General features: G+C 61.0%; 8 protein-coding genes. 4 read left to right on the top strand and 4 right to left on the bottom strand.

Going from position 1 to position 11,721, the window contains the following annotated elements:
- Positions 1 to 45 precede the first annotated feature (45 nt).
- From VN706_13440 to VN706_13430, 3 genes are all read right to left on the bottom strand, one after another.
- Complete coding sequence (locus tag VN706_13440; protein ID HXT16635.1) at positions 46 to 867, bottom strand: hypothetical protein; 822 nt, start codon at positions 865 to 867, stop codon at positions 46 to 48.
- Between the two features lie 884 nt (positions 868 to 1,751).
- Positions 1,752 to 4,043 (bottom strand): S8 family peptidase, encoded by a 2,292-nt coding sequence (locus VN706_13435; protein ID HXT16634.1) that lies wholly within the window; start codon positions 4,041 to 4,043, stop codon positions 1,752 to 1,754.
- Between the two features lie 269 nt (positions 4,044 to 4,312).
- Positions 4,313 to 5,299, bottom strand: coding sequence for an ATP-binding protein (locus tag VN706_13430; GenBank protein HXT16633.1), 987 nt, complete (start codon positions 5,297 to 5,299; stop codon positions 4,313 to 4,315).
- A gap of 645 nt (positions 5,300 to 5,944) precedes the next feature.
- Between VN706_13430 and VN706_13425 the strand changes: the two genes are divergently transcribed.
- From VN706_13425 to VN706_13415, 3 genes are all read left to right on the top strand, one after another.
- Positions 5,945 to 6,193 (top strand): helix-turn-helix domain-containing protein, encoded by a 249-nt coding sequence (locus tag VN706_13425; GenBank protein ID HXT16632.1) that lies wholly within the window; start codon positions 5,945 to 5,947, stop codon positions 6,191 to 6,193.
- A complete protein-coding gene (locus VN706_13420) occupies positions 6,186 to 8,696 on the top strand; it encodes a PriCT-2 domain-containing protein (GenBank protein HXT16631.1) in 2,511 nt (836 codons plus the stop codon). Before VN706_13425 ends, VN706_13420 begins: the two co-directional genes overlap by 8 nt.
- Positions 8,697 to 9,209: 513 nt before the next feature.
- Positions 9,210 to 10,370 (top strand): site-specific integrase, encoded by a 1,161-nt coding sequence (locus tag VN706_13415; protein HXT16630.1) that lies wholly within the window; start codon positions 9,210 to 9,212, stop codon positions 10,368 to 10,370.
- A gap of 34 nt (positions 10,371 to 10,404) precedes the next feature.
- On the opposite strand, the gene VN706_13410 is transcribed toward VN706_13415, so the two are convergent.
- The gene (locus VN706_13410) at positions 10,405 to 10,635 is read right to left on the bottom strand and encodes a helix-turn-helix transcriptional regulator (GenBank protein ID HXT16629.1); all 231 of its coding nucleotides are present in this window, start codon (positions 10,633 to 10,635) and stop codon (positions 10,405 to 10,407) included.
- A 430-nt stretch (positions 10,636 to 11,065) separates the two neighbouring features.
- Here VN706_13410 and VN706_13405 point away from each other — a divergent pair, with 430 nt between their 5' ends.
- Positions 11,066 to 11,452, top strand: a complete 387-nt coding sequence (locus VN706_13405; GenBank protein HXT16628.1) for a hypothetical protein — start codon at positions 11,066 to 11,068, stop codon at positions 11,450 to 11,452.
- Positions 11,453 to 11,721: the final 269 nt, after the last annotated feature.

Here is an 11,721-nt window from a genome sequence, read left to right as displayed (position 1 = left end):
CGCGTACACATTCCGCGACCCGGGGTTCGACGCATTCGCCCTTCGTCAGCCGCCGCCGACTGCCGCCGCGGCAACTGGGGCTCCCACGGGCGCTGCAACAACCGCGACGACCGGCGGAGGTGGAGGTACCAGCGGAGAATCTCCGTCGGTCACCGCTTTGGACACCTGGACGCCGCCCTTTTCGATCGTCACGAAGCCCGCGGCGTTGATCGTTTGCCAGTGGACGATGTAATCGATGTGTCGAACGGTGCCCCCTCCGCCGACGCGGTACTCCCACGGGATGTTCCAGTCGAATCGCCCGCTGACGAACGGAGCGTCGACGTCGCCTGAATCGATGTGATCGGTTCCGAGCACTTCGTTCGGCGCGTCGACGGCGAGCCACGGGCCCGTCTGGTGTTCGCGACCGTTCTCGTGCGCGAACGAGCCCGAGGCGACGCCGCGGAATTTTCCCTCGCGAACCTCGATGTTCGAGAACGAAACGCCGGTCGGTTGCAATCGCATGTGCGCCAGGAAGCCGGCGCCCGCCATGCCGTTCGTGTGGCGAATGGTGTTGTTCGCGCGCACCATGCGTACGGTCGTTGGGGCTTTGACCCAGAGTCGCTTGGTCATGACGACGCTGAACGGCTGAGCGCGTACCAAGTGAAGTTTCACCTCGGCCGTGATTGGTCCGGCGGTGTAGGTGGCGACCCCGCCGGCGGTCGCCGTAATCGAGCCGCCTCCGGTGTGGATTCGCCAACTGAATCCCGCGCCGACCGCGACGCCACGGTCGAATGCCGCGATTTCGACGACCTCGCCGACACCGAAGTGATCTCGCGTGCGTCCGACGATGTCGGATGCGGGGTCCAGTGTGGCCGTGTATGGCGGCATGCGTCCTCGCAGCAGCGGTGGCGTCGAGCGGCGGGCTTTGTTCGCGGTCGCGGCGGGTGGAGACCGATTTCGCTGAGCCCTTTCGTCCGCGAAGATACCTCGATTGGCATGTTTGGCAATCGATTGTCGCCAAAGCCAACCCGCGCAAACGGTTCGCGTATAGTTGCACGAACGGCCACCCGCATGGGTGGCCGTCGCGTTTCGGCGTATCGGTCGAATTTAGGAATTTGTGCAACATGGCTAGGGACGGAATCGAACCGCCGACACGCGGATTTTCAGGCCGAACCTGGTGTAAACGCTTAACATTGTTGAACATCGGTAAGCTGTGGCCGGCGCAGGATTTCCGCACGGAGGCACGATCATCTGAACTTTGTGAAGATCTCCTGAATTCGGAGAGTTTGGGGTTCTTCTGGGGTTCTGAAATCGGGACCGCGATCCGATTCTCCGCCGCAGGAGCGGATGGCGCCGTTGAGTCCCACGCTCAGGCCGACTTTCGGAGCATGGTCCGGAGCGTCCCTCGGCGGCGGGAAGCAGGCTTCGGTTGCACCACGATTCGCACGTCTTGGTCGAGCGCATTGAGCATCCGCACTAGGCGCTCGATTGAAAACCCTTCCAGGCGCCCACGAAGAAGCTTCGAGAGATCGGGCTGAGCGACGCCGAGTATTGCCGCTGCTGCCCTCTGTGAGACGTCTCGTTCGCGAAGGAGTGCCTGAATTGCATGAACGAGGTCGGCTTTCGCCGACAACTCCTCTGCATCTGTCAATTCAGGTCACGGAAAACATTACCCGTGCCCCACATCACCTGTCCTTTGTCCTGGCCGCGATTCTGATGGTCCAGCTGCTTATGCTTGGTCATACTGAATGAGACCCAGCAGCTGCGTTGCACTACCACGGGACTTCTACCTCGATCGCGGGGATGTGGAGCTCATTTGCCACAGGCGTCCAAACGTCCACATCGACTGCATCCGTCTCGATACTCACGACCAACCCGTAGCGTGCACCTAACCGGCTTCGATCGCGTTTGGGCTGATCCTTCCACCAGCCTGATACGGGATAGATCCCGATGATTCCGCAATCCGCGAGATCGCTTGCCGGGCCCTGCCACACGTCGGAATGAATGGAGCCGCGCGTTCGAGCCTCTTCTCCCAGGAGCCAGTGGTCTGTCTCGCGCTCCGGCTGCGGACGCTCTTCGTCCTCCTCAAGCGCCAGCTTGTTGAGTCTCTTCGAGAAATCTTCCTGAGACTCACCGGGCTCGTTCATTTTGAACCGTAAGCCGTGCGACGCATACCTGTGCCGCCGACGCCAACCCCGTCGGCTGGGATTGGGTTCCACAAAATACGAGAGCGTTACGCGCATGTGGACTTGTGCGCCTGCCGCTCCGAGTTCGCGCAATGCATCGACCGGCCATGGTAGAGAATGCATATGCATTTCTCGCATGGCTCCCTTCGCGTATGGATGAATCTCCCCCTGAAAAACGAGGGTTAGCGAATCGCGCGCGCTTCGCAGCGCGCGATCGATGCTAGGAACGCCGTAGCCATATCGGCGAAGCATCATCACCTTCGCACGCCGGCCATTCGCCCTCCCAAACTGGGTTTGCATGGACGCGGTCCAGCGCGCCGAATGGACAACGAGGGCACGAACCGTTTCCGGCCAAAAGCCCGGATACTCCACGTTCACGTTGGCAGCCATTCTCGCGACTTCCGCAGACCCTGGGCTGGTACCATCGACCAGCGTAAACAGAGACTGATTCAGCTCAGCCGACGTGGAAAGGAGACAGAGATCAGGCAGGCCCGAATCGATGTTTGTACCGTCCGTCGCGAGATTACCTCCCTCGCACACCAGTTCGGGTTTCGTCGGCCAACCCTGGACGAAAGGAACCGACGTCGTACTCCAGGGCGACAATTCTCCCGGGCGAGCCAACGGATTCCAGCCATGGAAAGCTGGGTCTGTGATGAGCGCTTTGTCAGTGAACGCACCTACTGTCAGAACGTTCCACGCCTGCGCCGGATCGTGCACACACTCGACGTCACTTCGTGCGAGGTGGTCTGAGTCGTGAATCAGAACATTGCCGCCGCTCACAACGAAAAGACGCGGCGTTCCACGATCCTCTTCCCCTAGGTAACGGAGCCCGCCGTCAGCAGCATCGAAGGTCCGTCCGGCAGCGAGAGCATCGAGCGCGGAAGACCAGGACGTCGGTAAGCCGCGATCCCTCTGATCACAGGCCGAGACCGCCAAAGAAAAGACGCGGGGCCTTCGGGGCGCGGTGATCTCAGGCTGCGCAACCGCGGCAGCAGTTACGGCACCGTACAGTTGCGGCTCGTTTTGCCCCGTAGGTGGCAGGATCTTGACTGATTCAAGACGATTTCGAACACGAACAGGGTGATTGCCCGCGAGCAACGAGACGAGATCACCATACGCCGCTAGGCCAGCCATCGAGGTACCGTGACCGCGACATCCTGGACCGCCTCCATCATCGTGCGAACCCCACGCTGCATCTACGGCCGTTGCATCGACGGCGTCGATGAGTGGGGCGAGCAATGGATGGCCCCGATTCACTCCGGTATCTAGGATGCACACTGCGGGCGCATCGCGCGGGGGCATGATTGTCCGCCGCTGCAAATCCTCGATCCATTCAGCTTGCTCGACCCTGGGCGAATTGATGAACGGCGCAGAGGATTCTTTAGCCGCGCGAAGCTCAGCAAGGTCCTGTAAGACGTCGAGCGAGATCGCTAACTCGTCCGGGGATGCATGTGCAAGTATGACGGTACGATCATCGAATGCCAATCGTTGTTCCGCCACGCGAACCCTGGCAGCGGCAGCGAATTCCGCAAAACGGACTAGCTCCTGCCCTTCGTCGCGTCGTAGCCAAACTTCCCACCAGATCCGCTCGTCGTGTCTAGGATAGACACTTGGATCGTCAGTCCAAAGAGCCCGGAGAGTGGCACGACGGAGCGATGAAATCCGATCGACAAGTTCGCGGTGCTTCGGCTCGCCCTTCTTGGGAGTTACTTGTGTCGCGTACTCCTCGAAGCGGGAAACAAAGTGCTTGACCGCGTTGTCTGGCACAAACACTGTCGCCAACTGGCTGGGTCCAGTCCCTTCGATTTCTTCAGGTGCTCGCTGGACGCTCAGTAGCTCAATCCCCAAGCGGCGATTTTCTAAAGACTCTAATTGCAAATCGACGCCGGGTGAGCTAACGAACTGTACGTATAGACCCTCTTGGGCTCCGTCTACCCTCGGAGCAGTGGGACGACTGCGCTCGGCCTCACTCTGAGCCTGTGCGAGCGCTCCTGTCAGTGCCGCCGCGTGGGCCTGCCGATCCTGTGGTCGTTGAAATGGGCGGGGATCAACCTTACGCGGATGCGGACGAAACGCCTGCGTTTCAGGCGCGGCGTCGACTATAAGGTGTCGTCTGTTCCTCGGCGCTGGCACGCGTCAACTCACCCTTATTCGCTGTGTGCGGATCGCCGATCATGGAGCGCTTGTACAAGCTCGTCAGTCCAAACAGCCGATCGGTGCTCAAGAATTGCGTGCTTCGCGGCTTGCTGTGCCGCCCGCGAAAGCTCGGCGTGGCTCAGGCCAGCAGAGGCATCAACAATAGCTTGCCATGATATCGTGGAAGTATCCAGCAAGGCGAGTCTGTCTTGGACTACTCGCTCTGCCTCTGCGTGACTCGGCAACTCGTATCGAAGTACAGCATCAAATCGACGGAGCAGCGCGCGATCTAACAACCGAGGATGGTTGGTGGCGGCGATGATCAGGCTGTCGGAATCATCTTGCTCCATGAACTGGAGGAACGAGTTGAGAACCCGCCGGATCTCGCCGACCTCGTTCTTCGCGCCTCGTTCGGCGCCTAGCGCATCGAATTCATCAAAGAGATAGACCGCGCGTGTTTCACGAATGGCGTCAAAGATCAACCGAAGTTTGGCTGCGGTTTCTCCGAGAAATTTCGTAATCAGCGCATCGAGCTGAATCGAAAAGAGCGGCAAGCCCAACTCGCCGGCGAGAGCGGCGGCAGTCATCGTCTTGCCGGTTCCCGGCGGTCCAATGAGAAGCAGCTTTCGCATTGGCGAAAGTCCATGCTCTCGAATCCGGGCGCGACCGCGCTGTTCCACCAACACTCGGTCGAGTCGGACCCGAAGGCCCTCGCCCAGTGTCATATCAGCGAACCGAGTCTTTGGATAATTGGCCGACAGCAATCCGGCCAACTCGCCCCGCGGCTGAACAATCGGAACAGCGCGCGTTTGTTGTCCTCGTGCGGCTGCACGAGTCGCGCGCGCTTGGTCTATGAGATCCCTGAGTTCCTGTGCAAACTTGCCGTGACCCTGGCGAGCTGCGGCGGCCGCCACCTGCATGGCGATCGCATAAAAGCGCTCGTCATCCCCTTCCGCGTGAGTACGAATTAACGCTTTGACCTGATCGGCCTTGGCCATGGTCGTTTAGAGGAAGGGATAAAGCGTCGAGCCGGGTTCGACCCTCAAAATTTACCGGCCGGGACGGCAAGCGCTACCTCGTACCCGAGACAGCGCGCGCGAAACAGCCCTCGGAGATTGTGCCTTGAACCGTCTCACCGCGCGCCTGTTGATGGGAGTTCGCGAACGCGTGGGTCGCCCGGGAAGATGATAGTAACTCTACTATCAGATGGCAATGGCAGAAATACACTATCATTCGTCGGCATCGCTGGACATCGTTGAGAATCGTTGAACCTCCGTGAGCATCAGCGAAGCCCTCTGAGTTACTCAGCTCTTGTTGGACGTCGCTTCCATCGACACACGTTGATCTTGCGTCGAGGCGCGCCAATTCCTATTCTCCCGCTACGCGCTACTCATCGCCTGCGAGTGAATCGCCCTGAGACCCTCTGAAATGGGGGAAGCGATGGGTACCGCGTGACACGGCCCCCTGACGTACCCGACCGCTAGTACCGTCAGGGCATAGGCGCCGTCCGCGGTCGGGACCGTTGAGTCCCGATGGGAGGTGTAAGCGCCCTCGCGATGTCCGAGATGTCATCGGACGGGGGGCGGCGTGTACACCACCAGGCGATCGACTCGCCGCCCTCTGTACGCAGGGAGGGCAAGGCGATGTCAAATACCCGCACGGCGGACGGAATTCCGCCACTCGTTCCCCAAGACCGGCTACTCACCAGCGACGAGGTGTGCCGAATCCTGAGCATTCGGCGGCTGCACCTCTACGAACTGCTTCGGCGAGGCGAGCTTCGCTCAGTGCGAATCGGTCGCCGGCACCGGTTCATTCCGTCGGACGTCGAGTTGTTCATCGCAAACGGCATTCAGGGCAGGGATACACGCTCCGAGGAGCCGACCGATGTCTGAGCAACCGACTCAGCGGCGGAGCAGTGAAGTCGCGAAGGCATGGCGTGAGAACTGTGTCCCGCTCGCGACATGGTGCCTCGTCCACCTCGTGAATCGTGTCGATCGATGGGGACTGTTCCGCCCTCTCCATCGGCGCGCCAAGAGCAATGCGTGGATCCTGCCCTTCGAGGAGAATCTTGGCAAACACAAACTCACGCCGGAGACAATCGCACGCCATTTCAGGCTTCAACGCCCGGAGACCACCATCGGGCTCTTTTCGACGAGCCCCGACAACACGTCCCTCTGGGGCTCGCTGGATGTCGACGTTCACCTTGAAGGCGTCGCGCCGAGTGATGTTCTTGCGGAGCGCTGGGAACGGGCGAAAGCCCTCAGCGCCAGACTGAACGACCTGGGCCTTCGAACGATCATAGAGGACAGCAACGGCAACGGCGGCTACCATGTGACGTGCTTGTTCGCCACGGCCGTTCCGACTGAGCGTGTGTATCAACTCGTCAAGCACGTCAAGAATCAGGTGGGCGGCGAAGAAATCGAAGCATTTCCTAAACAGCCCAGCGTCTCCGAAGGCCACCCTGGCAACTGGTTGCGCCTTTTCGGTAGGCACCACGACGGGCGTGAACACTGGAGCAGATTCTGGGATGGTAAACGCTGGCTCGAAGGCCAAGAAGCCATCGACTACCTGCTCGCGTTCGTTCCGAATGATCCGGCGATCCTGGAAGCAATCGATCTGCCGTCTGCGTCACGCCAACCGGCGGCGAGACCCAACGCAGACGACGCTTCACCATCTGTCGCAGCGCTTAGGCGTCTCCGCCTTGAGCGCGCAGATAACTACGACACGTGGATTGCTGTGGGCCAGGCACTCCACGCCGTTGACGCTAGTGAGACTCAGCTACAGGAGTGGGAAAAGTGGAGTCGCCAGAGCAAAAAGTTCCGCGAGGGCGAATGCGCCGAGAAGTGGCAGGGATTTCATGCCGACGGCGGTCGGACACTCGATCACCTAGAGGCATGGGCAGATCAAGACGACCCACAACGCATCGGCCGGAAGCGTCGGAGCGACAAACCAGAATCCGAAAAGCTCTATGAGCTCGTTGAGCATACTGAGCGCGCTCTTTGGCGGACACCGGATGGTCGTGGATTCGCGACGGTCCGTCGGCGGAACAGCGATGAGCATCTACGAATAAAGAGCAAGCCGTTCCGAACATGGTTGAGTGATGCGTACCGACGTGCCTACGGACGTGTGCCGAACGGTGGTGCGCTGGCCAACGCGATTGAAGCACTCGAGGCTTTTGCTCTCGAGCGAGGACAACAAATCGAAGTTGCCGTTCGGCTTGGGCGTGTCGGCGACACGATCTACTACGACCTCGGCAACGCTGAGCGAGAGATCGTCGAGATCACGAGTGAGGGCTGGCACATCACGAAGACGGCACCCATACGCTTTCACCGACCGCCGAATCACCGTCCGGTTCCGACACCGACTCGGGGCAGCTCAGTGGAGTCTCTTCGAGCCCTTGGCACCTTCCGCAACGATGACGACAACTTCGTGTTGTTCGTCGCGTGGATTCTTGCCGCACTCAGAGGCCGCAAGCCTTATCCAATTCTCATCATCGAAGGAGAGCACGGCGCCGCGAAGTCGACGCATACGTTGCTCGCGCGGCAGTGCGTTGATCCCGCCAGCCCCCCGATGCGTTCGGCGCCGGCCGATGAACGCTCGCTTGCAATCGCGGCTCGTCAGACTCACGTCGTCGCTCTCGACAACCTCTCCATTGTGGCGGCGTGGCTGTCGGACGCGTTGTGCCGGATGTCGACAGGCAGTGGGTTCGGAACACGACAGCTGTACACGGACGAGGACGAGATCGTGTTCGATCAAGCGCGTCCTCTCATCCTGAACGGAATCACGGAACTCGCGACGCGATCGGACCTGCGGGATCGAAGTTTCAAGCTCAACCTGCCCGCCATTGATGAGGAGTCGCGGCGCACGGAAGACGAAGTCTGGGATAGGGTCAATGCGGATCTGCCAGGAATAATGGGAGCCGTGTTCGACGCCCTCGCGATGGCGCTTCGGGACTTTCGGCACACCAGCATCTCCAAGTCACCCCGAATGGCGGATGTCGCAAGATGGGTTGCGGCCGCCGAGCCCGCTTTGGGGTGGCCGCGCGGAACCTTCGTGAGCGCTCTGGCTCGGAGTCGTGCGTCGGAGGTGTTGCAGGCCATCGAGCACGACGCCGTGGCGTCGGCAATTCATGCGTACGCGATTAAGCAACGTCACTGGATTGGAACGCCGACCGCTCTCTTGGAGCTTCTGACGTCTGAGGTGAGCCAGCGAACTCAGTGGAGCCCAGAGTGGCCCGATACGGTGCGGAAATTCTCGGACCGTGTCCGGCGAGCGATCCCGGACCTTCGACGAGTCGGCGTAGTCGTCGAATGCGGTCGTAGTGACGCGCGATGGATCGAGATCACGGCAAGTCCGGAGTTGCCGGCCTATGACCCCCGCGACGATGGCTTTTGAACTGAAGAACTGGTCGCGGGAAACCACGTCGTCTCGGTACGACGACCGTTCCTATCCACGTCTCTTCCTTTCGACGGGCTACACTCGGACGGCGTGGATAGTTCTATCGCCCATCCAGTTACGCCCCTCCTACGGCCCCACGTCGTTCCCGTCGGTCTCGTCGGCATCGTGCAAGAATGCCCCCCCCGAAGAGAACGGACGGGGGGGGGGCAAAACGCCGCAGGGGGGCGCTGGAACCGACGGGAACGACGGGAGCGGAGGGCCGCGGAGGACCATAACCGGGGCCCGCACTGGAAGCTGTGTGGAGGAAACAACTTAACGAGGCTTTACCACGGCGGGGGTCTTCTCATGCTCGTCGAACGCGACGCTTGCGACTCCCGGATTACTCGTCCGTTCGCCCCCTCTAATGGAACCCCAGAAAAACCCCAGTTTTGAGAGTTTTTGAATGAGAGTTCCTTTACTTTTCCCGCGACTGCCCTAATCGTTCGAGGGTCTGGTTCAAGGAGCGTTATCATGGCAGGCAGAAGTAGTCGCAGACGGGGAAGTGTCGAACCCTGGGGTCCAGGCCGCTGGCGTGTTCGCCTCTCCTTCGGCGCCGAGGGAAAGCAGCGGCGCCGTCTGAGCAAGATCATCTACGGTTCGAAGGCGGATGCGGAGCGTTACCTGAATGCTGCCGTCCGGCGACGCGAGCAGAACGACGCTGTGGTGTTGAGCCGGCAGGCGCTGGGCGCATGGGTGGACGAGTGGCTGACCACATGGTGCAACCGCATGGCCCCGAGAACACGCGCCGACTACGAGGGAATCTTTAGGCGTTACTTGACCCCGGAACTCAGGGCTAGGAAACTCTCCGAGCTCACCGCGGCCGACGTTCAGCACTATGTGAACGATCTTGTCGCGGCGGGGCTGGGACCGCGAACAGTCGCGATGGCGCATGGGGCCATCCGCGCATGTCTGACCAAAGCGGTGAAGCTCGGCAAGGTGCCGCGCAACGTCGCACGGGATGCCGAACTGCCTCGGAAGAAGCACACCGAGCGCGTGGTCTTCGGCCCTGACGAGGCGCGGCGGTTTTGCGACGCGGTGTTGGGCGACAAGTGGGAAGCGTTCTTCATCCTCATGGTTTACTCGGGCCTGCGGCCGAGCGAAGCACTCGGCTTACTGTGGTCCGACCTTGATGGCAGTGTTCTGCGTGTGCGGCGCTCGCTCGTTCGGGTGCCGGGCCAAGAGGCGTTTCTGGAGGATACCAAGACGCCGCGTGGACGGCGGGTTATCCCGCTCGCGCCAGAAGCCATGGACGCGCTACAACGCCATCGTCGAACCCAAGTCGAGTGGCGTCTTCGACTCGGCGGAGCGTATCGCGATCGCGGACTGATCTTCGCCAACGAAGAGGGCGGCTTCGCGGACCTACACAACATCACCGGCAGGCACTTCAAACCGATCCTCAAGGCTGCCGGTCTTCGGGACCTTCGGCTATACGACCTTCGGCACACGCACGCTACGCTGCTCATGGCCAGTGGTGAGCACCCGAAGGTCGTTCAGGAGCGGCTTGGTCACGCGAGCATCACGCTTACGTTGGATATCTACTCGCACGTGGTGCCAGGGATGCAGGAGCGCGCGAGCCAACGGCTCAGTGATTTGCTGTCTCCCTCGCGAGCTGTGGTGACGGCGAATGCATAGACCGCACAGCGCGGCGTCCCAGCCTTCAGTCGAGCTACCGACGCTTCACGCCGATCAGCTCGAACGGTTCGACGCCGAGCGCGTCGCAGAGCTTCTCGATCGCTCGCAGCGATGCGTTGTATCCGGGCCGACTGCCGATTGCCTTCACGGTGTCGTAGCCAAGCCCGGCCTTCTTGGCCAAGTCCCGATAGGTGAGCCGGTGCCCGGTTCGCCGCTCATGGAGGGCGAGGCATTCACGTAATCGAAGCTGGAGGCGAGTTTTCACGCGCCACCAGCGGTGATTACCAGTACACCAGCCGTTCGTCCGGAAGTTGACCGCCCGATTGGGCGGCGGAGCGGATCAGAGCGTTCCGGTAAGCGGCGCTCGGGCACTCCGAGCGGGCTCCGGCCGGGCGTGAGACCGCGAGGTCATGGTAGGGCGGTCGGATGTGAAAACGCACGCAGGACGACGATGGCCGGCATTCCGCCGGGCCCTCGAAGATAGGCAACCAGGATGGCGCCGGCGACCCATGCCGTCCCAAAACCGAGGAGAACTGACGATGGCACTTAAACCGTGCAGAGAATGCGGGCGAGAGGTGAGCACCGACGCGAAGACATGCCCACACTGCGGCAAGGGAGGTCCGACCAGGCGCACGACGCGACTTGGTATCGTGTTGATCGGCGTCCTGGCCTTCTCCATCTACACGGCTTTCAACATGGAACGTCTTCCTGAGTCCACGGAGCGTTCCGCGTCCGAGGTCGCGTCACCGCCCGCCCTATCGCGCGAAGAACGCACCGACTCGCCTCGAAATCAGGCGCTCTCACAAATCAAGCTGGATTTCACGTGGCGAAAGGGCGGATTCGAGACGGCGATGATCGTGGATTTCGTCATCACCAACCCGTCACCCTGGCGCGTCAAGGATCTCGAAATCACCTGCGACCACTTCGGCCCGAGTGGAACCAAGATCGACAGCAACGTGAAGACGATCTACGAAATCGTCGAACCCAAGGGCACGAAGCGTGTCAACCAATTCAACATGGGCTTCATCCGTAGCCAGGCGACCCAGTCGTCCTGCACGGTCACGAACCTCGTCGTGGGCTGATGCCGAGGCCATCGATCAATAAGTCAAAGTCGCGAGCACGAAGGGAGACGCCGCTCCGTCTCCACGTGCTCGATGGCGCAGAGGAGTTGACCGGACCCGTTGAGGATCAGGCATCGATCGCCACCATGGCGCTCGCCCCGCTCGGGTACGTGCTGGTCATTGCCCTCGACCATGCTGACCGAGTCACGATGTACCGCCAGTCGGAGTGGTTGCCCATCGGTTACGCCCGCCAGGGACGCGCCCGATGAGTCGATGTAACAGATACACCT

It is taken from the genome of Gemmatimonadaceae bacterium, from assembly GCA_035606695.1.
Taxonomy (GTDB): Bacteria; Gemmatimonadota; Gemmatimonadetes; order Gemmatimonadales; family Gemmatimonadaceae; genus JAQBQB01.
Note: the sequence above shows the minus strand (reverse complement) of the source record. Positions and strands in the feature narration are given on the sequence as shown.